The organism is Aureimonas pseudogalii (genome assembly GCF_014196835.1).
Classification (GTDB): domain Bacteria; phylum Pseudomonadota; class Alphaproteobacteria; order Rhizobiales; family Rhizobiaceae; genus Aureimonas; species Aureimonas pseudogalii.
Genome location: NZ_JACIEK010000020.1, coordinates 29705 through 50618, shown reverse-complemented (window position 1 = coordinate 50618; position 20914 = coordinate 29705). Strand labels below are relative to the sequence as shown.

The window sequence follows — 20914 nt, the reverse complement described above, 5'->3', positions numbered from 1 at the left end:
GCTTCAAACTCCTTCCCGAACCGGCGCTGCGGCTTGCCCATGAAATGCTCCTCTTTCCTTCAGAAGAGCTCTCCACTTTCCCGGGGCAAGTCCAGGATGGCGGGGGCTTGGACCTGAGTTTGGCGTTCAAAGGCCCGGCACTTCGCCCCAGACATCAGTCACAGAAGACGGCTCGCAATGCCATTCGCCGCTTCGAGACGATGCGGATGTTCCGGAAGGGCCGGTTCCGCTTTATGGTCGACAGCCTGACCGGCGGATCGGAGGCCCGCTTCATCGGACGGCTGTTCCAGATGCCCGTCGCCTGAAATTGGAATGGAACTGGATCAGCGCGGCCGGATCGGCTATTCGCAACGGAGCCCTGCAACGCGTTGCGGATCACGTAGACAGTGCCGCCCACGACCCGCCGGGTCGCCGGGTCGCCGACCTGAGCCACCCCATGCGCCAAAGGGAATGCGGCGAGATTCCTGCCATCTGACGCTCGCGCAATATGACATGCGGGTGAGCGTCGTCGGACCTTTGCCGTGCCCCGATACCGACCGAGCGATGATCGCCAGCTCCCGGTACCGATCCAAAAATCGAACCACCATACTGCGCCTGATCCCACCCGGTCCGGAAACGCTTCAAGGCCGTTGGAGCAGCCGTCGTGCCGCATCAGCGACGATGCGTGTCGGGTCCGGCCTCGTCCAGACGAGGAACTCGGCTGCGGCCTCGCGGCAGCGAGCGGCGAGCAAGTCGTCGTCGTGGGCTGCACGCACCGCCTCGCGCACGAAGGCTGCGTCGGCCTGCGTCACGTGGCAGGCGAAGCCGAGGCCGCGCTCCCCAACGAAGCGCCCGGCGATCTCGTTGTCGAGTTCCTTGGCCAGGATGACCTGCGGCCGCCCGGCCGCGAGGCAGGCCGTGGTGAGCTGCAGGCCACCATGATGCAGGACGCAGCGCGGACCGCTGAGGATCCATGCCTGCGGCAACGCTCGGTCCGACACGCGAATGGCCGGGCCGAGCCGCTCGCGGACGGCCGGCATGAGACCGGGAAGGTAGAGCGTCGTCGCGCGCTGCGCATCGCTCAGTCCGTCGAGGATGGCGCTGGCTCCCTGCACGAAGCCGTGGAGATAAGCGAAGACGCCCTCGCCGCGTTCGTAGCGCGTCGGCCTTTCGAACCCGGCGAGATAGGGCGGCAAGGCCGGCGTCTCGCGCTGAGCGGCATAGGTGTCGAAGGCGGGCGGACCGAAGGGATAGATCGAACCTGCCGGCAGAAGGTCGGTGAGTTCGGACAGGCATGGGCGCCCGGCCGCGCCGAGTTCGACGTTCAGCGCGTCGCGGATGTCGCGCTCGTCGAACATCGCCGCCTCGGCCTGTGTGTCGGGGCGCAGCGCGAACCGCCCGTCCCGGACGGGGGGAAGCGTCGCGTTGGTGCCGAAGGCGATGGCCGGCACCCGGCCGCGCGCCGCCAGGAGCGCCCCGGGCGCGTTGTCGCCGAGAACCACGTCCGGCTGGAACAATGCGAAAACGCCGTCGTAATGGGTCAGCGCGGCGCCGAGCGCACCGGGAAACGTCATGCCGAGATGAACGAGGACATCGCCGAAGGCCCGGACTTCGCCCTCGTGCCAGCCGGCCGCGAGGCGTCGCCGACCCGGCCAGACATAGGTCTGAATGACCGGCACGCCGATCGCGGCGAACTCGTCGCGCAGGGAGGGCTCGTAGAGCGCGGCGAGGCATTCGACCCCGGCCTCGCGCAGATGCCGCGCCAATCCCAGGATCTGCAGAACATGCGTGCGCCCGGCACCGAACTCCCATGCGAGAAGGGCACGGCGGGGTCGGGTCATGTCGGCGTCATATCCAGCGGGAGGCGCGGGGGCAAACGTTCCAGACGTGTCTCGTCGGGCTCGGCGATCTCTCTGCAGGGCGAGCCGTCATGCGCTCGAACCACCGCGTTCCGCCGGGGCGCTGCCACTTGCGTTCGGCCGGAAGTCCACCAAGAGGCAGGTGAGGTCGTCGAACTGCGGCGCGTCTCCCACGAAGGCGTCCACCGCTTCGATCAGCAGGGCCGCGACTTCCGCACCCGGCTGGCCGGCCGTCTCGGCGAGTAGCGCCGCTAGACGCTCCTCGCCGAACTCCTCGCCCGTGGGGTCCGGAGCCTCCGTCATGCCGTCGGTATAGGCGACGAGACGATCGCCCGGACCCAGCCGCGCCGTCCGCGCCGTGAACGACGCGGGGCTGAAGGTCGCCAGCGGGGGGTTCGGCAGCTCCTGGCCGAGGCGCTCCGTGGAGCCGTCGGCCCGCCGCAGGAACGGTGGATTGTGGCCGCAATTGACGAAGGCGAGATCGCCCGTCTCGAGGTCGAGCACGCCGCCGAAGAAGGTCGCGAACATCGACTGTTCGTTGTCGGCATCGAGAAGGTCGCTGGTGCGCGCCGCGGCCAGCGCCATGTCGCCGGTCTCGCGCACGGCATGGCGCATCATCGTCTGGCACATGGCCATGAACAGCGAAGCGGGAATGCCCTTGCCGGAGACGTCGCCGACCGTGAAGGCGACGTGGCCTTCGTCGATCCGGAACACGTCGAAGAAATCGCCGCCGATGTCGGAGGCCGGCCGGAATGCGGCCTCGATGGCGATCCGGGGCTCGCCGGGCAGGAAGGGGCCCTGCGGCAGCATCGAGCGCTGGATGGCGGCCGCGTTCGCCATCTCGCGGCGCCGCGCGCGCCCTTGCGTGATCTGTGCGGCGAGCTTTCGGAACGTCAGAGCGAAGTTGGTCAGCTCCGCCGGCGGGCTGAGAAGGTCGTCGAGGATCCCTGCGTCCTCGCCAGCACTTTCCAGCGCGGCGAGGGCGTTCGTGTAGGTTCCGATGGCCTGGTTGAAAGCGCGCAGACGTCGTCCCAGCTGCTCGATCGCATAGCGCAGGAGGTCGGGATGCGAGCGCCCCGTCTCGTCCAGCGCTTCGCGAGGCAGGCGCAGCGCCTCGCCGGCCGAAAGGGACCGCACCGTCGCCGTGCGCGAGACGTCGGCGAACACGCCGATCTCTCCAAGGAGGGCCGGGGCGTCGATGCGGGCGAGTTCCACCGAGCCCTGGTTCGTCTGGACCTCGACCACGACGCGTCCGCTGAGGAGAAACAGCGCGCTGTCGCTTGCTTCTCCCTCGGCCAGAAGAACGTGACAGGCGCCGAACTCGAAGGCCGTCCCCCGTTCGCGCAGCCTGTCGAGCGCATCCTCGTCGACCGAGGCGAAGGCGGGATGCGAGCGGAGCTGGTGGAGGTTGGACGAGGGGACGCTCATACGGGCTCGGGAGCCTTCCATCGGTTCGGAAGCCGAGGGCCGAGCGGCGAGTGCCGACCGAACTCTCGAATGCAGCACAGGCGATGCAGCGTGTCCCGCGCCCGCATCGTTTGCGGTCCGATTGTGGTGGTAACGACACGATGACGCCATCCCGGTACGATTCCCGCATGCTAAGGTCAAGCCGGGCGTGAGCCAGGGTTCGTCGGGGTAGTCTGGAGTTCGAGTTCGATGGTGAGGACCAGGAGCCGCGTGTCCCGCAGCTCGTCATGCCGTTGGCCCGTGGGGAGGCGAAACGGGGCGGCCGCGCTGGTCGCGCTGCTGGCATCGACCGCACTGCCGTTCGGGCCCGGAGCGGCGTCTGCCCAGTCCGCCTCCTCCGTCAACGTCGCGCCACGGGCGTCCGCGGACCGGTTGCCCGGGATCGCGGCGCAGCGTCAGGCGCTGTTCGCGCAGATGCTCGCGGATCCTTCGGATCTCGACGCCGCGTTCCGCTATGCCGCTCTCTCCGCCGAGGCCGGCGACCTCGAAGGGGCGATCGCGACGCTGGAGCGCATGCTGATCTTCGCGCCGGGGTTGCCGAGGCTCCAGCTCGAACTCGGCGTCCTCTACTTCCGACTCGGCGCCTACGACACGGCGCGCACTTATCTCGAGGGCGCGTTGAGCTCGCCGGAAACCCCGGACGAGGTTCGCGAGCGCGTGCGCCCGTTCCTCGCGGCGGTCGAGGATCGTTCGAGCCTGCAGTCGCTGAGCGGCGCGGTGCTGCTCGGCGGGCGATACCAGTCCAACGCGAACGCCGCCCCCGAGTCGCGAACCGTCAATCTCAACGGCATCGACTTCCTGCTCGGCGACGCCGCGATCCGTTCGGCCGACGTGAACGGCTTCGCGTCGGGCACTCTGCGCTACGTCCACGCACTGCCGGGGCAGGGCGACCGGTTCGAGGTCAATCTGCAGTCCTACGGCGCTCTCTACGCCGAACGCCGCGAGCTCGACACGATCCTCGGCGAGGTGACGGCCGGGCCGGTGTTCGACCTGCGACGCTGGCGGTTCGAGGGCACCTATCTCGGGGTCTACGCCATTCTCGGCGGCGTGATGCTGGACGCCGATCCCTATCTCGTCTCGGGCGGTGTCGGCACCAGCCTCGCCAAGACCTTCGATCCCGCGACGCAAGGGCTCCTGCGCGCCGAATACCGGCGCGAGGAGTTTCGCGACTCGGCTCTGCGCCCCACCGCCTCCAGCCGCACCGGCGACCGCTACAGCCTCAGCGGGCTCCTCGAGCACCGCCTGTCGGACACGCTGTCGGTGTTCGCGATCGGCAGCGGCGAGCGGCGCGACGCCGACGCAGACTTCCTCAGCCTGTGGGAGGGCGGCGCGACCCTCGGCGTCACGAAGACCTTCGTTCCCTCCTTCGCGTGGACCGAAGCCCCCTGGTCGGCGACGCTGTCGGGCGGCTACGCCCATCGGTGCTACGACGATCCCGATCCGATCATCGACCGCGTTCGGTCCGAGCGCGACGACGAATTCTTCGCCCAGGCCGCCCTCTCGGTTCCCGTGAACGACCGTTGGTCGATCCAGTCGATCGTCGGCTATCGGGACCTGTCGTCGAACTACGACCTGCGATCCTTTTCCAACGTCAGCGCCTCGCTCGGCGTCATGCGACGCTTCTAGGAAACCGCCATGCCTGGAAAGACCGCTCTCCTGTCGGCCGCCTGCCTCGTTCCCCTGATGGCGGGGGGCGCGCTCGCGCAGACCGCCGGCGTCACCGCGGCGGTGAACCAGTCGGCCACCGGAACGCCGCCCGGGCGTGCGGTGCGCACGATCGCCATCGGCGACAACATCATCCAGAACGAGCGGATCGACACGAGCGGCGACGGCCTCGTGCAGATCCTCCTCGCGGACGGCACGGCCTTCACGGTCGGGCCGAACTCGGCGCTGACGATCGACCGGTTCGTCTACGATCCGCAGGCGGGTTCGGCGCAGGTCGCCGCCACCCTGTCGCGCGGCGTGTTCCGCTTCGTGGGCGGCAGAACCTCGAAGACGGCCGGGGGCGTCGCGATCGATACGCCGGTGGGGACCGTCGGCATTCGCGGCGCGGTGGCGGACATCGCGATCCGCCCCGGCGGCACCGGACCGGCGGCGACCTTCTCCATGGTGTTCGGCGACGAGATCACGCTCGAGCGGCCGAACGGGCGGACCGAGCGCGTCTACCGTCCCGGCTACACGATCACGGTGGCGCGCGACGGCACCACCACCACCGCACGAACGCCGCCCGGCACCGCCAACGAGATCCAGGCGGCGCTCGCGGGCAAGCCGGGCCGCAGCGGCGGCTCGCCCAACGTGCCGGTCGATCGCACGGTGGCGCAGAGCCCGGTGCCGCAGGCCAACTCCGCCGAGCGCATCGCGGTGATCGCCCCGCCGATCCCGACGCCCCGTCCGGTCGATCCCGTGTCGGCCGACCAGGACGTCGTCGTCCTCGCCGCGCTCGACACGATCCGCTACGAGATCGCGCAGGCCACGCCGCCGTCACCCCAGCCGCCTCAGCCCGAGCCGCAGCCGCAGCCGCCGGCCACCCCCGAGCCGCAGCCGACCGTGCCCTCGCAGCCCGCGCCGCCGAGCCAGCCCGAGCCGCAGCCACCGGCCACCCCCGAGCCGCAACCGCCCGCCGAGCCGGAGCCGCCGATCCAGCCGCAGCCACCCGTCGAGACGCCCGCCCAGCCCCCCGCCGATCCGGGTCCGGGCCCTGCGCCGCAACCGCCTGCACAACCCGAGCCCGGTGACGCATTGCAGATCTACGGCGCAAATTCCGCCGGCGTCGTCGGCAATTATTCCCGAACCTTTCGCCTCGATGCCGGTCGAGCCGGCGCCGACGTGCGCACCGCCTCCGGCCGCGTCACCGGAACGGTCGGCGGCCTGGCGTTCGACGTGCCGGCGTTCGAGAGCCCGCCGGTCGGCAGCGGCGCGGCGCCTCTGCAACGGCAGGAGATCCTGGCGTTTCCTTCATCCGCCACTTTCGACGGACAGCCGCTGGACGGAACCGTCTTCGTGGGACGCGAGGAGTTCCGCGCCTATCTCCTCGCCACCCAGGAGGCTTCGTCCCTTCCGAGCCGGGCCTTCTATGGCGTCACCGGGCAGGAGACGAATGTGGAGACGGCCCTCAGCGGCATGGCGGTTCGGCGCTACGCCGTGCAAGCCGACCCCTGGGCCTTCGACAGGACAAACGCGATCCCCTTCAGTTCGCTTGCGACATCCGGCCTGCCGAGTTCGACGACGTTGCGATCCGATCTTCTCGTCGTCGAAGGCGCCGGCACCGCGTCGCAGGCGAGAGCGCTGCAGACGACGCTCGGCATCAATGGGACCGGAGGGAACCAGCGCAGCGCCGTCAATGTCGTCGTCGGTGCTGTTTCCGGAAGCGGGATCGAGGCGGTTCGGCGCGGGGGCGCAGCGTCCGCCTTCGGCGACGTTCCCGCCGCGACCTATCTGGGAACCATCGCCACACTCGCGGGACCGCAGGGCGCCGGCTTCTTTGGAAGCGACGGCGAGTACCTCGTCCTGTCGGGCACGCCCGGAGCCGACCGTTCGCTCACCGACCGTTCGCTGTCGAACAGTCCGACCGACACCGCGTTCTCGCGCACCCATGTCGCCTCGCTCCAGAGCGAGGCCCCGGTCGGCACCCGGCGCGCAGGATTGTTGCAGGGCTTCAACGCCGCGCTGTCCCAGTCCTTCGAGACGTCCGGCGGGGCGGTTCGAACCCTGCTGCGCGGGAAGGACCCGGCTTCGACGCGCATCGGTCTTTCGCCCGGTGTCAACGGCGCGGAAGGTACCTTCCGGTCCGCCCGTGTCGAGGGGTCAGACGGCACGTCCACGCTCGCCGTCGGCGTCGGCGGCGCCAACGGGCCGTCCGCCTACGTGGGAGATCGGCAATACGCGGCCGTGGCGACCACCGGCGGCGTGACGGCGACCACGGCGAGGGGAAGCCTGACGCCGGCCGGCGACGTCGGCAGCTACATGGTGTCCGGGCGGGTTGCGGAGGTGTCCGGCTTCGCCCTCTGCTCGGCGTGCGACTTCATCGAATGGGGCTGGTGGGGCACGCGTGCCGACGGGGCGGTGGCGTTGGGCGACGGCGCGACGGCGCAGAGCGGCGTCGCCGTTCACCTGGGCTCCTGGGTGGCGGGCGATATCGCCACATACGGACAGATCGCGACGGCCGGACCGCCGGGGGCGGGGACGCCGACGAGCCTCGTCACCGCGACCTATGCCGGCGGCGCGATCGGTACGGTGCGCAACGGCAGCGATGCCTATCTCGCACGCGGAACCCTCGACATGGGCTGGAACTTCGGCAGCCGCACCGGCAACCTGACGATCTCGGGGTTCGACGGCCGCACGCAGGCGGCGTCGCTCACAGGGACCGGAAGCACCGGTTCCACGGATCCGGCGCGCTTCACCCAGAGCGAAGCCGGTTCTCTGCGGGTCGACGGTGCTTTCGTCAATGGTCCGGCTTCGTTGCCGGGAGGCGGCGTCGCCGCGGGCGTGATCGGCAGTTTCGACTGGCGGGAGAGCGGCAACTGGTCGGCCACCGGGGTGTTCGGGGGAACCGCGAGCGCCCTGCCGCCGTCCTCCCTCTCGCCGGGCGGCGGCGGCTAGGGCCGGGGAACGACGGACGCGTTCCATTCCAGCCCATCCCGATCCGGCGAGCCCCGCGGCGACATTCGTGAAACATTCCAAGACATCACGGCGTGCAACCGCCCGCACCCGCAAGGCTCGCCTCGTCTGGCTCGCCGGCCTGCCGGTGCTCGCCGCGGTGGTGCTGCTGGCCGCCTTCGGCCAGACCCCTCTCGAACGGCTGACCCCGCTCGTCTTCGACGCTTACCAGCGCGCACTGCCGCGTGAGCAGGCCGGGGCGTCGGTGGTCGTGGTGGACGTCGACGAGGTGTCGATCGCCCGGCTCGGGCAGTGGCCGTGGTCGCGTGCCGTCCTCGCCCGCATGGTCGACCGGCTGGGCGAACTCGGCGCCGCCGCGATCGCCTTCGACATGGTGTTCCCCGAGCCGGATCGCACCTCGCTGTCGGAGGTGGCCCGCGCCCTTGGTGAGGCCGGCATCGACTTCCAGCCGCCGGGCGGCGTGCCCGCCGACAACGATGCGCTTCTGGCGGATGCCTTCTCGCGACACCCCGTCGTCGCGGGCATCGCCATCTCCAACGAGACGCGGACGTCGCTCGGCGATGCGAAATCCGGCTTCTCCTTCGGCGGCGCCGATCCGCGCTCCATCCTGCCGCCGTTCGCCGGGGGCGTCGCGAACCTGCCGAAGCTGACGGCGGCCGCCACCGGTCTGGGCTTCTTCTCGTTTCCCCCGAGCCGCGACGGCATCGTGCGTTCGCTGCCGCTCGTCGCCTCCGCGCAGGGGCAGATGTTTCCCGCGCTCGGCCTCGAGGCTCTGCGCGTCGCACAGGGCGCGGGCTCGTTCGTGGTGCGCACGAGTTCGGCCAGCGGCGAAGCCGATACCGGCACGCCCGCCATCGTCGCCGTTCGCGCCGGCGCGCTCGATGCGCCGACGGGGCCGGGGGGCGAGTTCAACGTCTACTTCTCGAAGATGCCTGAGATGGCGACGATCCCCGCCGCCGACATCCTCAGCGAGCCGACCGCGGCGCTCTCCGAGCGGATCGCCGGCCACATCGTGCTCGTCGGCACGAGCGCGGTGGGCCTGCGCGATCTCGTGGCGACGCCCGTCGATGCCGCGATGCCCGGCGTCAACGTTCATGCCGAGATGATCGACCAGATCGTTGGCGGTCAGTTTCTCCAGCGGCCGGACTGGGCGCGTGGCGCCGAAACCACACTCGCGCTCGCCGGCGGGCTGCTGCTTCTCTTTGTTGCCTCCCGGCGCGGCGCAGTCGCCTGTACCCTCGCCACGATGGCGCTCGCCGGCGGCGCGCTCGCCGTTTCATGGTTCTCCTTCTCGCGCGCGCAACTCCTTGTGGATCCGATCCTGCCGCTCGCCGCTCTGGCGGCGGCCTTCGCCGTCGTCATGCCGCTGCTGCTCCTCCTCACCGATCGAGAGAAGCAGTTCGTGCGCGGGGCGTTCGGGCGCTACCTGTCGCCGACATTGGTGGAGCGCCTCGCCGAGCATCCCGGCGCCCTTCGGCTCGGCGGCGAGATCCGCGATCTCACCGTCCTGTTTTCCGACATCCGCGGCTTCACCGGCATGAGCGAAGCGCTCGACCCGCAGGAACTGACCGGCCTTCTCAACGACTTCCTGACGCCGATGACGGACGTCCTCCTGCGGTCCGAGGCGACGATCGACAAATATATGGGCGATGCCATCATGGCGTTCTGGAACGCCCCCCTCGACATTGCCGATCACCGGCGCAAGGCATGTCTGGCTGCGCTCGACATGCTCGCGGCGCTCGACGCGCTCAATCGCGAGCGCTCCAAGCCGCTCCGCGTCGGCATCGGCCTTCATGCGGGGTCTGCCTGCGTCGGCAATCTCGGTTCGGCCCAGCGCTTCTCCTATTCCGCGATCGGCGACACGGTGAACCTCGCTTCGCGCGTCGAGGGACTGACGAAGGGCTACGGCGTTTCGGTGCTCGTCACCGACGAGGTACAGGCCGGGGCGCCCGAACTCGCGTTTCTCGAAATCGACCGCGTGCGGGTCGTGGGCCGCGCCGCGCCGGTGCCGGTGTTCACGCTTCTGGGGGGTGCCCAGTTGCGAGCGTCCGCGGCGTTCGAAACCCTCGCGTCGGCCCAGACGCGGCTGCTGGAGCGGTATCGCGCCGCGGACCCAGCGGGCGCCGAGGAGGCGCTGCACGAGGCACGCGCGACTGCGGGCGACCGCCTCGCCGGCCTCTACGATCTCTACGAAGAACGGATCGCGCTCATGCGACAGGAGCCGCCTGCGCCCGATTGGGACGGCGTCTTCGTGTCGCGCACGAAATGAGATCTGACGCCGGTTTGCGACATGGGATCGGTCTCGGCCGGATGGTGCACCGATGGGTTGACGTCGCCTCAGTCGTCGTGCGCGTTGACATGCTTAGGTTGCGTCGAACATGACCAGAGGCTTGACGTCATCAGACTTTGCATTCGCAAATTCGAAAGACCAAAGCCGCGTCCAGCGTGGGAATCGAATTGAGCGAGCACGATCTAGGAAAACGGTGAGCCAGACCCAAATCCCAGCCGACGCCGGAACTCAACCCTAACGCTCAATCGGCCTGTATGCGTTCTATCGATTTTACAACGAACTGTGTGAAGCCAAAAGAGCGTTACGATGTGTGGCGTGAGCGGCCGTGGCCGAGCTATGCCCATATTCTAAGGACGGAGCGTCCGCTCGGGGAGTTCTACTCTCATTCCCGGACATTCAAATTGGGTCCGCTCGAGTTTACGGATACGCGAATGGCGGGTCAGAACTACGAGCGTACCCAGTCCATGATCGATGCCGACGGGTTCGACGTCGTGACATTGGCCCTTGTCCTCGAAGGGCGTTTTCATGGAGAGACGTCGGCCTCTACTTTTCGGGGCGCCGCCGGAAGCGTCCTGATCGGCGATATGAGCATGGTATTCGATCAATCCTTTACCAACGCGCGCGTCATCACCTTGAGCTTCAGGCGTGGAACCATCGAGAGCTTGGTGCCACGCATCGAGACGCTTCATGGCCTTGTCCTGGCGGGCCGGGACGCCGAACCTCTCATGCAGCAGGTGCTGCATGACCTCAAGCATCTGGCGACGATCGACGATGCCAGCGGCATCGTGGTTGGTGACAGGCTGACCGGTACCTTTCTGTCTTGTCTGGGAAAGTCTGAGCTGTGCACCTTGTCCATGAATGCGGCGGAACGGCGTCTCAAGACGGAAATCTGCTGGATTCTTGAACAGCGCTATCGAGAACCCGATCTCGACATTGACACGATCGCCATGTTGGCGCGCGTCTCACGAGCTACCTTGTACCGTGCCTTCAACGACCCGACCGGCATCACGGCGGCCCTGACCAGTCTGAGGTTGCGCAAGGCTGCCGCAGCCTTGCAGGATCCTCGGGACCGACGCCTCATCGCGGAAATTGCTTACAGCGTCGGCTTCGCGCGAAGCGACACATTCAGCCGCGCCTTCCGCGAAACCTACGGCTGTAGCGCAAGGGAGTGGCGTCGCTCGGCCGCCGTCAACGGTCCAAACCAGGACTGAACGGCGTTTGACGGCAGCTCCCCGTCAGGCGGGACGGTCGACGAGGCCGAGGGCGTGCGCCAGAACGCTCATGTCGTGTCCAGACAGGACGGACGATCGTTTGATGTTCTCTTCCCTCAAGTTCGGAATGAACATCTGCCATGCCTCGCCGTCGCCCAGCGTATCGGGGACCTTGAAGCCTGCAAGCGCTTCCTTCTGCTTCATCTTCTTGACCCGATCCAGCACCTTCGCACCGGTGAACGTGTCCTTGCTGTTCGTCCAGTCCGGCGTGTACAAAGCCTGACTGAACTTCGGCATGGGAGCGAAAGTGCCCCAAAAGATGCGAGCATCGTCCAGAAGTTCGACCTGCACGTAGTTATCGAGATCGTTCCAGTCGATGCAGACGCAGGACATGAGCCGCACCATGGCCGACATGTCCATGTTCCGGCTTTTCGCCTGTTGGAATCGCCCGAGGGCCCCTTCCTTATCATCGAGGAAAGGCTTCACGGCGGACCACCAAGGTGTGACGCCTCCCTTGTCGTTGGCGGCAGCTGCGCCAGCCGTCATCTTGAAAAGCAGCGTTCCTTTCGGGACTGTTACCACCCGAAACTTCTTGAAGCCGGCCCTCTGATCCTTGTTGATAAAACTCTGATCGTAGAAGTGTTGAGTGCCAAGTCCAGCATTGATCATTTCGGTCTCCTGCGCAGTCGCCGAAAGCGATCTACGTTTTATGTTTTGTGGCCTACTTCTGAATCTGAATGAGAACCAGCTTGGCACTGACGACAGAAGAATTTTACCGTTACAAAAGCCGGCTGCGCATTTCAGTCCGACAGCGACCTGTGCATGCCGACGAGACCGAAGTGCACGTCGCCTTGCTGGTTGGGTTGACCCTGTCGCGTCGACGATGGACTGGACCCAAGAAGAGTTGACTCAAAGCGTCGTCGCAATTCTCGACGCCTTCGTGGTGGCGTAGGATGTGAACGACGCAGCGAGAAACGCCGCAGTTTGACCTACGGCAACGGCTCTTGAAGCCGGTGATATTCGGAGGCAACGTGAGTCCCTGCTTCTGTAGGTTATAGTTCTCCGAGCCGAGTTCTAATTCGAAGAATTACTATCATGGCCTCCTTTCGCGCTCATCGTGGAGTTTTTTGCCGAGCGTCTCATCATGATTGCAGAGGAAGGTTCCGCCCCATAGACGTGATCGGACGTTTATTGAAGCCGCTCGGGAAGCAAACGACGTAGAGGATGCTATTGCACTGCAAAACCCGAGAACGAGGGCCGTGTCGTTCCAACCGGAAAAGCTGCGAATCGCGCAAGGAAAAGTTATGATTTTATTTTTATATATGTGGGAAAATATATCATAAAAAATAATACGGCGTTACTCAAAATCTTGGGTCGTTCGCGAATGTGCGCGAAGAGTCCATCATCTCCGTAGTGCTGGAGAATCTTGAGGCAAGGCCGTAATAAAATGTGCACGAGGGATCGAGTAAGGTTCGCCAAATAGAGGAGCGATACGGGCGTGACAAGACGCAGCTGCGTCATGTCATCGGTTTGCTGCAACTCCCGCAGACTGGCCGGGACACCCGCGCTGCAATGGCAGGTGCCTCGCGTCCGGACGCGAAACAAGCGGAGGCGCCGTGCGGCCTTCGATCTTTGCTGACGCTTACGGCCGCGGCGTTTTCCGGCTTACCAGGAATGACCTTCGCATGCAGACTGCCGCACGGAACTCGACATTGTCTCGCAGCCCGCCGCGTCGAGCCATCCGTTTCCGTTTCGCACTGGCGGCGCTGACGGTGCTTGTGCTGGCACAGTTGCTTTCGGGTGTTCTGACGGTCTCCGCCATTCGCAAGACGGCGTTCGATGGAACCGTGACGGCCGTGCGCATCGTCGGCCACGACTGGTCGTTCCGTATCCAGAACTCGCTCCGTTTCGGCAAACCGATCTCGCAGATGTTCGGCCTGCCCGAAATCCTCGCGGGCATTCGGTCGGATCTGTCGTTCCTCACCGGCGTGGTCGTCACGCTGCCGGATGGATCCATCGTCGAAAGCAATTCCCCTGACGGCCTGTTGCGAGGTCTCGGTGCCTTGGTCGCGGAACGGCTGGCCGCCGAGCCGTCGACGGGGTCAAACCGAGCGCTCGCGCCGGCCACGCTCGACGGGACCCATGTCTTCGTCCTGCCCGTATCGGGAGCGGGCGGTCGCCTTGCCGGCGCACTGGTCATGCTCGTGCCGGCCGAGGCGATTGCGCAGCAGACGGCAAAACCCGTGGCCGACGCCATCATCGCTCTGGCCATGGCGACGCTGCTCGGCGCTATCGCGGTCGTTCTTGCGTCTCTCGTGGTGCCCATCGGCGCAGACGGAACGGTCGGTCGCTGGAAGCTCCTGGCGATCCCGGCTCTGATCCTGGTGCTGGTTCAGGGTGGATCGTCCTGGCGCAACATCGTCACCTTTCGCGACGCCTATGTCCAAGCGGCGACGCAGAACGTGCAGCGTTCGGTGGATCGCTTCGGAACCGACCTGCAGGGTCTCGTTGCCAAGGGCGTCAAGCTCGATCGTCTGTCGGATTATGCCGCGCCGTTCGCCCGTCTTGCCGCCGACATTCCCGAACTCGCGTCCCTGAGGCTGGACGGTCCGTCGGGGCGCAGCATTGCCGCGTTCGATGCCACAGGCGAGCCCCCGACCAACCGCGCGCCGATCACCTACCAGATTCTTTCAGCCGACGGCGCGAGTCTCGCAGCGCGCCTGAGTGCCAGCCTGTCGGACATGGCGATCGGACAGGGCGTACGACGTCGCGCGCTCGACGCCGGCACGGTGCTTCTGACCTCGGCTTTGTTCGGTTTCGAGCTGTTGGTCCTGTTCGGTATTTTGATGCGCCGGCTCTCGGTCCACGGGGGAGAGGGTACGACCGTAGACCGGGATGGCCATCATCTTCTCGCCCGTCCGGCATCCTTCCTGCTCGTCTTCGCCTGGGCGCTGCCTCTGTCCTTCGTGCCGCTGCAGATGGGCGTTCTGACGAGCGAGCCGCTGTTCGGCCTATCCAGAGCCATGACGCTGGCCCTGCCGATCTCCGCCGAGATGGGCTGTGCGCTCGTCACGGCGCTGATCGCTGGCATTCTGACGGATCGGCGAGGCTGGCATCTGCCCTTCGTGTTGGGTGGGCTCGTCTGCGCTGCGGGAGCGCTGGCCGGCACCCTCGCCATCGGGCCGATGACCTACATTCTCTCGCGCGCCGTGGTCGGGCTGGGCTACGGCCTGGCCTGGATGGGGATCCAGGGCTACGTCTTCTCCTGGTCCAGCCCGCGCACCCGAACGCAGGCGGTCGCCAACCTCGTCGCAGGTATCTTCGCCGGCCAGATCTGCGGCAACGTGACGGGCGCCATGCTGGCGGACCAGATCGGCTTCTCGTCGGTCTTCGCCGTTGCAGCGATCCTCGGTCTGGCGCCGATCCTCTTCGCATTCGGTTTCATGCGCATTTATTTCGGTCGCCCGCTCCCGGCCCCCGAACAAGCCGCCGAGGCACCGGTGCCGGTTCCATTGGCGCCGCCGTCAGGCTCCGCGCTCGGCGATCTGTTCAAGGACCGCAACTTCGTCGCGCTGCTCCTCCTCAGCGTCGTGCCCTTCTCGATCGCCCAAGTCGGGCTTCTCTTCTATACTTTGCCCGTCTACCTCTCCCAACAGGGCATCGAGCAGGGCAATATCGGCCGCATCATGATGATCTACGGCCTGTCGGTCATCTACATCGCTCCGCTGCTCGGCCGTTGGGTCGACCGGCATGCGCGCAAGACGCCTTTCATCGTGATGGGAGGCTTGCTCGGAGGGCTCGGGCTCGCCTTCACCTATTTGGATGTCGGCCTCGCCGCGCTCGTTGCCTCGGTCTTCTTCCTGGGGCTCGCCAGCAGCCTCGGCGGACCTGCGCAGACCAGCTTCGCCTTGCGCTTGCCGAGCGTTCAGCGACTGGGCACGGGACGCGCCATGGGCATCCAGCGCGCCGCCGACAAACTCGGTCAGATGGTGGGTCCGCTCGCCTTGGGCGGCCTGTTCACCTTCCTTGGGACCAGCGACGGCCTGGCGGTCGTCGGGGGCTACTATCTCGGCTCGACGCTGCTCTTCTTCTTGATCGCGCGGGATCCCCGACAGCCGCTGATGCAGAAGGGCGCCTCCAGCAATGCCTAGCATGCGTACGCACCCGACCCTCGGCGTCGAACTCGAAATGCCCATCGTCGATCTCGCATCGGGGGCGGGTTTCGATGGCCGAGACCTCTTCCCCCGACTGTTCGCGGCGCGTCGCAGTCGAGGCGAGATGGTCATCCCCGTCATGGCGTGCGGCAGCATGATCGGCGTTTGCAGCCCCCACGTCGTCTCGTCGATCGACAACGGCTTCAACAACTTCGAGAGCGCCATCGGCGTCGTCGGCGGGCCCGGGCAGGCAGGCTCGACCCTCAACGACCTCGCCGGTCTCGTCCAGCAGGAACTGGCGGACCTCGTGACGGGGCTCGGCGAACTGGGTGCCGGAGTTGCCAATCTCTCCCAGCATCCGGCGACGTTGATCGACGAACCCTTCTACAGGGCCATGCGTGCGCCCAAGCCCATCTACGACTACTGGCGCGGCGTTCGGGGATGGCGGCACGAAATCGGCATGGATGCCAAGGCTCAGAACGGTCCCACGACCGGCGTCGACGCCGAAGACGCGGTCGAGGCGCTGAACCTCGCGCTCCATGCGGCGCCAGCCCTCATCGCTCTCTTCGCCAACAGTCCCTTCGAGGCCGGCGAGCCGACGGGCTGTAAGGAGAACCGGCTGCGGATCTGGACGCGCATGTTCGCCGATCCGACCTTTGCAGGGGACCGCGCCACCCATCGCCCCCCGGTTCGACCCTTCGAGGATCTCGCTCACTACCTGCGCTGGATGTTCGACGGCAACCGGGCCATGCAGGCGCTGCCGCTCGGCGTCAATTCCTACAAGGGCTTCGGTGAACTCGCTCGGATGACCGGCGATCCCTCGCTCTTCACCTTCCTGCGTGCGAAGACCTGGACCGGCCGTCGGTTGTGCGATGGAGCCGGGGTCGAGGTGACACCGGATCTCTGGCATCTGGAAAGCCTGCAGTTCTCACAGTTCATGGATGCCCGCATTCGCTTCGGCTTCGCCACGGCACCGAGCGTCGACGAATTCTTCGACGCGTTGGAAGGGCGGACGGTCGAAGCGCTTTTCGCCAGGCACTGCCGGTCTCTTTACATCGAAGGCCGAGCGGCCGGCGCGAACTTCCCGGACGACGAGCTTTGCGATCTCGACGATCCGCTCGTGTCCGCCTCGGTTGCGATGGCGCCTTCGGCGATTCAGAAGGGCCTGCAGTGCAACCGTGGCAGTCTGAATCGCCTGTCTCGCCGACTCCCGTGGCAGGATCTCGCCTTGGCGCGCGAGCAAGCCATCCGTCATGGCCTCGAAGGCTGGGCAGGTCCCATGTCGCTGGCCCACTTTGCTCGGGCCGTGGTGGAGGAGGCGGAGGCCGGCCTCCTGCCGAGCGAGCGCTGGATGCTCGCCTATCCGCTTCACGTCCTTCAGACGGGTCGAAACGGCGCCGATCGGGCCATCGCCACGTTCGAGCGCGGGAGCGGCGACCGCACGACGCGCTTCCACGAACTGACCGTAAGCCGCGTTTTGCGCCAACTGCCGCTTCTACCCTTCCCGAAACGCGAGCGGATCCCCGACGCCGAGATATTCGCTACGGCGTCCGTGGCATGAGACCGGAACCGAAGATCTCGTCGCTGGCGAGGAGAATATCGACGGACGGATCGTAGCCGATCTCTTCGGCCGTCTGGAGGTTCAGCGCGATCTTCGCCGGCGCCTGCCAGACCTGGGGCAGGTCTCTTGGCTTCGCGCCGTTGAAGATGCGGGCGATCGTCTCCGCATGGAAGCGGCCGACATAGATGAAATCGGACTGCGCCACGCTCATCAGTGCTCCGAGCCGAACCTCCGATTCGCCCGCCATCGAGAATGTCGGCAGATCGTGCTCGATGAGAGGTGCAAGGCTCTTGGGCAAGCTCGTTCCCGTCAGGCCGCGATGGACGGTCAGGTAGACCGCGTCGCTCCTGGTGGCGATCTCGGCATAGCAGGCCTCGAGCTTCGCCTCGGCCTCCTCCTGCGCAATGTTGTTGAAGGGCGCGAAGCAGGAAACGATCTCGAAGCCGCGGTCCTTCGCGATGCGCTCGATATCGTCGACGGCCGCGAAGCTGCGCCCCTCCGGACTGTCCTCGTAGACGAGACCGAGCTTCTTGAAATGGAAGATGTCGCTGAACAATTCCACCTGCCGGGCGTATCGCTGCGGCTCGACCTTCGCGGTGAGGTGATCATGACCCGAGTCCGTCTCGCTCCTGATGATCTTCGACCCGATCGGATCGCTGGTCGAGGCGACGACGACGGGTGTCGACACCTCGTCCGTGGAAAGATCCTGACCGGCCCAGGTGCCGAAGGCCAACACGAGATCGATGTCGCCGCGCGTCTTCAACCGGTCGAGCAACTCGGTCCGAACCTGCGGACGCCGCTCCTTGTCGAAATTGCCAGCCGCGTAATAGGCGTCGGAGGAAAACTCGACGAAGTCGCTGACGGCATTGGTGGAAAGCCAGCGCCAGAAGCCGCCGGGCTCGGGATTGTTGCCGACCGGAAGGTCCATGGGCTTGATCCAGCCGATCGCCATCAAGCCGCGAACCGTCGATTTGAGGATGACCTCGTAATCCTTGTACTGCCCGCCTTCGTAATAGCCGATGCGCCACTTCCTGCCGTCCGGCTTGAGGCACGGCTCGGATGGCCAGATACGAACACTTGCCGGGGCGGCCGTGATGGAGCCGGCCTCGTGCATCCCGGTCGATGCCTGCGACGCCGCATCTACGCTGGAGCCCGCGAGAATGCCGAGGCCGAGAAGGGCGGTGCCGAAACGAACGGAACGGATCATGACGACCTCTTGGGCTGCTGGTGGAAACGAAGGGCGACAAGCGTGATGTCGTCTGATTGCGCGGTATCGCCAGCATGGGCCTGGACGTCGACCATGATCCGCTCGACCAGCATCTGCGCCGGTACGAAGGGGTCCTGCAATTCCAGAAGTTGCACGAGGCGCTCGTCCTCGTAGAGCTCGTTGCGCCCGTTCATCGCTTCGGTCACGCCGTCCGTGTAGAGGACAAGCGTTTCGCCGGGGGCGAGACGCATGACGAGGGGCTCGTAGTCTACCCCCTCCACCACGCCGAGAGCCGGGCCGCTGATCGAGCGGAGGCATTCCACCCGGCCGCCTTCGCGGATGATGAGAGGCGGGTTGTGCCCTCCGTTGGCGTATCGGATCTCACCCGTGACGCAGTCGAGAACGCCGATCAGGCTGGTCACGAAGATCGAGTTCGGATTGTCGCTCGAGAGGGCTTCGTTCACGACCGTCATCATCTGCCAGGGATCGGAGAAGCGATCCGCCGCCGACTTGATGAGGGTCTTGGTGATGGCCATGAACAGCGCCGCCGGCACGCCTTTGCCCGCGACGTCGCCGATCGTGAAGCAGAGGTGTCGCTCGTCGATGAAGTAGAAGTCGTAGAGATCGCCGCCGACTTCCTTCGCCGACACAAGGGCGGCGTGAATATCGATTTCGGACCGATGCGGGAACGCGGGAAAGATCTTCGGCAGCAGACCGAGCTGGATGTCGCGGGCGATGTTCAGTTCGCCTTCGATGCGCTCCCGCTCCTGCGTCACCTGCATCACGGTCTGGACGTTGCGATAGAGAGAGTCCTCCATGAAGGAAAAGGCAGCGGCGAGACGGCCGACCTCGTCGCGGCTCGTCGCAGGTCGGTCGGGCGAGACGAATTGCGAGCGCCGTGTGAAGTCCGTTTCCGACAAGGCACGAGCGCGATGCGTCAGGGCGACCAGCGGTCGGCTGACCTTCTGCGCGAGGAACCAAGCCAAGATGGCGGCCAGAACGATGCCGCCGGCGAACACCAAGCCCTGGTTGACGATGAGATCCTGCGCAGGCTTGGCCAGCGCGGCAGAGGAGACCACGGCTGCCACATACCAGCCGAGCGCCTTCAGGCGGAAAACCTGCGCCTCGACCTTGCGATCCGGCCCCGCCGCTGCGAGAGGCGCCAGCCGCGACGGCTCGTCGCCAACCGACGCCATGCCTTTCAGGTCCGTCAGGACTGATGGCGTCAGCCAGTCTCCATCGCGCGATTGGGGTGCCACGACAGACTGTCCGCTTTCGTCGAACACGAAGACGAACCCATGTCCTGCCAGTTTGAGGACGCCGAGGCTTGAGCGAAGGCGATCGACGAGTTCGGCGCGTTGCACGTCCGTCTCGCGCTGGAGATCGGCGACATCGCCGACGATGCCGATCATCCAGCCCCAACGCGGGAAAGGGACGAAGAGACCGTATTTCTGCTCCGTCGTTGGGCCTTTCAGTGATCGCCAGGAATAGGTGAGGAAGCTGGAGCCATAGAGTTCGCTGTCGCTCCACGCGGTCTGCGTGACGCCGCGCCCTCGAATGTCGCGGAACCCTGACAGATCCTGCCCCACCATGTCCCTGTCGGGGTAGACGAGGGCCCGACCCTCGCGATCGAACACGAAGATGTACTCGCCCGAGACCGGGGAAAGCGCGCCGAGCCAGTCCAGCGCGTTGGCGCGCGCCGCCTCGTCGCTCGTGCCGACACTTCTGGCCTGCGTCGCGAGTGTGTCGAGGGTCGATCGCACGGTCTGTCCGAACTGGCGGAAGGCCTCCTTCCGACCCTGGATCGCGCCGACCTTGCCGGACAGGAGCTGGTGATACTGGCTGCGAATGGCGAGTTCGGCCATCTGCAGGACGTTCTCGACGGAGCGTTGCTCCGCCTCTACCATGGCGGTGCGCACGGCTCGTAGAGAATAGGCCATGATGCCGCCGGCCATCAGCGCCAGGATGGCGATGACGCCCACGAATATCTTGACCCTGAGGCTATTCACGCGTTGTATCCTGTCCAAGATGGCCGACACTGTAGGCGCGCGCCGTGAACAAATCATGCCCTCGAACCCGGTGGGACTTGGCTTCCAGTCTCACTCCGCAGGCCGATCACGACGGCATCTTTCTTTGGACCCTCGGAGGATCGAAGAACGAGGAGAGGCTCGTACCAAGGTGACGGCACCCCCCAACTCCGGCCGCAATCGGCAGTCGCGGCCCGGCGCGTGGGAGATCAAGACGATCGAAAGCCGCTCGGAGACGGCGAACTGGCCGAAGGGCAAGATCATCACCACCGCATCTTGCCGAGACGACCACCATCGCGAAGCGTCCGCAGAAGCTCGATGCCGTACAGCTCCGGCAACATCACATCGAGAAGCACGAGGTCGAATGGCTCGTCCCGGATGCGTCGCAGAGTTTCCAACCCATCGGCAGCCTCCGCCGTGTCGGTCGACTGCATGCGCCGTAAGCGCCGCCGAAGAAGATCACGGTTCTCGACAACGTCTTCCACCACAAGAATACGGGATGCGGGCAGGGACACGGGACGGATGCCGTCGTGCGGAGGCGA

The 20914-nt window shown here is 66.2% G+C and carries 13 protein-coding genes; 7 read left to right on the top strand and 6 right to left on the bottom strand.

Features of this window, described 5'->3' with window-relative positions:
• A partial coding sequence (locus GGR04_RS21340) for a hypothetical protein (RefSeq protein ID WP_210291916.1) occupies window positions 1–305 on the top strand: 305 nt, incomplete at its 5' end.
• Window positions 306–620: 315 nt separating this feature from the next.
• Here GGR04_RS21340 and GGR04_RS21335 read toward each other — a convergent pair.
• Together GGR04_RS21335 and GGR04_RS21330 are read right to left on the bottom strand one after the other, a co-directional pair.
• The gene (locus tag GGR04_RS21335; protein WP_183202303.1) at window positions 621–1820 is read right to left on the bottom strand and encodes a glycosyltransferase; all 1200 of its coding nucleotides are present in this window, start codon (window positions 1818–1820) and stop codon (window positions 621–623) included.
• A gap of 87 nt (window positions 1821–1907) precedes the next feature.
• Complete coding sequence (locus GGR04_RS21330) at window positions 1908–3266, bottom strand: PP2C family protein-serine/threonine phosphatase (protein WP_183202301.1); 1359 nt, start codon at window positions 3264–3266, stop codon at window positions 1908–1910.
• Between the two features lie 411 nt (window positions 3267–3677).
• On the opposite strand from GGR04_RS21330, the gene GGR04_RS21325 reads away from it, so the two are divergent.
• The 4 genes from GGR04_RS21325 (at window position 3678) to GGR04_RS21310 (ending at window position 11423) form a co-directional block, all read left to right on the top strand.
• On the top strand, window positions 3678–4931 hold the full coding sequence (locus GGR04_RS21325; protein ID WP_183202299.1) for a tetratricopeptide repeat protein: 1254 nt from the start codon (window positions 3678–3680) through the stop codon (window positions 4929–4931).
• A 9-nt stretch (window positions 4932–4940) separates the two neighbouring features.
• A complete protein-coding gene (locus GGR04_RS21320; protein ID WP_183202297.1) occupies window positions 4941–7904 on the top strand; it encodes a FecR family protein in 2964 nt (987 codons plus the stop codon).
• A 67-nt stretch (window positions 7905–7971) separates the two neighbouring features.
• The gene (locus GGR04_RS21315) at window positions 7972–10191 is read left to right on the top strand and encodes a CHASE2 domain-containing protein (protein ID WP_183202295.1); all 2220 of its coding nucleotides are present in this window, start codon (window positions 7972–7974) and stop codon (window positions 10189–10191) included.
• A 452-nt stretch (window positions 10192–10643) separates the two neighbouring features.
• Window positions 10644–11423 (top strand): helix-turn-helix transcriptional regulator, encoded by a 780-nt coding sequence (locus tag GGR04_RS21310; protein WP_246393492.1) that lies wholly within the window; start codon window positions 10644–10646, stop codon window positions 11421–11423.
• Window positions 11424–11447: 24 nt separating this feature from the next.
• Here GGR04_RS21310 and GGR04_RS21305 read toward each other — a convergent pair whose 3' ends face one another.
• On the bottom strand, window positions 11448–12092 hold the full coding sequence (locus tag GGR04_RS21305) for a hypothetical protein (RefSeq protein ID WP_183202290.1): 645 nt from the start codon (window positions 12090–12092) through the stop codon (window positions 11448–11450).
• Between the two features lie 1016 nt (window positions 12093–13108).
• Here GGR04_RS21305 and GGR04_RS21300 point away from each other — a divergent pair.
• The gene (locus GGR04_RS21300; protein ID WP_183202288.1) at window positions 13109–15574 is read left to right on the top strand and encodes an MFS transporter; all 2466 of its coding nucleotides are present in this window, start codon (window positions 13109–13111) and stop codon (window positions 15572–15574) included.
• A 1-nt stretch (window position 15575) separates the two neighbouring features.
• A complete protein-coding gene (locus tag GGR04_RS21295) occupies window positions 15576–17138 on the top strand; it encodes a glutamate-cysteine ligase family protein (protein ID WP_183202286.1) in 1563 nt (520 codons plus the stop codon).
• Here the strand turns inward: GGR04_RS21295 and GGR04_RS21290 are convergent.
• The 3 genes from GGR04_RS21290 to GGR04_RS21280 all read right to left on the bottom strand — a co-directional run bounded on the left by GGR04_RS21290 (window position 17119) and on the right by GGR04_RS21280 (window position 20887).
• A complete protein-coding gene (locus GGR04_RS21290; protein WP_183202284.1) occupies window positions 17119–18345 on the bottom strand; it encodes an ABC transporter substrate-binding protein in 1227 nt (408 codons plus the stop codon). The two genes, GGR04_RS21295 and GGR04_RS21290, sit on opposite strands and share 20 nt — an antisense overlap.
• Window positions 18342–20354: a SpoIIE family protein phosphatase gene (locus GGR04_RS21285; protein ID WP_183202283.1), complete on the bottom strand. Its 2013-nt coding sequence runs from the start codon at window positions 20352–20354 to the stop codon at window positions 18342–18344. Before GGR04_RS21285 ends, GGR04_RS21290 begins: the two co-directional genes overlap by 4 nt.
• A 281-nt stretch (window positions 20355–20635) precedes the next feature.
• Complete coding sequence (locus tag GGR04_RS21280) at window positions 20636–20887, bottom strand: response regulator (protein ID WP_183202281.1); 252 nt, start codon at window positions 20885–20887, stop codon at window positions 20636–20638.
• Window positions 20888–20914: the final 27 nt, after the last annotated feature.

Bases quoted from the DNA above. Each gene is read 5' to 3' on its own strand.
- GGR04_RS21335 (WP_183202303.1), bottom strand. From the start codon at position 1,820: ATGACCCGACCCCGCCGTGCCCTTCTCGCATGGGAGTTCGGTGCCGGG.
- GGR04_RS21330 (WP_183202301.1), bottom strand. From the start codon at position 3,266: ATGAGCGTCCCCTCGTCCAACCTCCACCAGCTCCGCTCGCATCCCGCC.
- GGR04_RS21320 (WP_183202297.1), top strand. From the start codon at position 4,941: ATGCCTGGAAAGACCGCTCTCCTGTCGGCCGCCTGCCTCGTTCCCCTG.
- GGR04_RS21310 (WP_246393492.1), top strand. From the start codon at position 10,644: ATGGCGGGTCAGAACTACGAGCGTACCCAGTCCATGATCGATGCCGAC.
- GGR04_RS21305 (WP_183202290.1), bottom strand. From the start codon at position 12,092: ATGATCAATGCTGGACTTGGCACTCAACACTTCTACGATCAGAGTTTT.
- GGR04_RS21300 (WP_183202288.1), top strand. From the start codon at position 13,109: ATGCAGACTGCCGCACGGAACTCGACATTGTCTCGCAGCCCGCCGCGT.
- GGR04_RS21295 (WP_183202286.1), top strand. From the start codon at position 15,576: ATGCGTACGCACCCGACCCTCGGCGTCGAACTCGAAATGCCCATCGTC.
- GGR04_RS21290 (WP_183202284.1), bottom strand. From the start codon at position 18,345: ATGATCCGTTCCGTTCGTTTCGGCACCGCCCTTCTCGGCCTCGGCATT.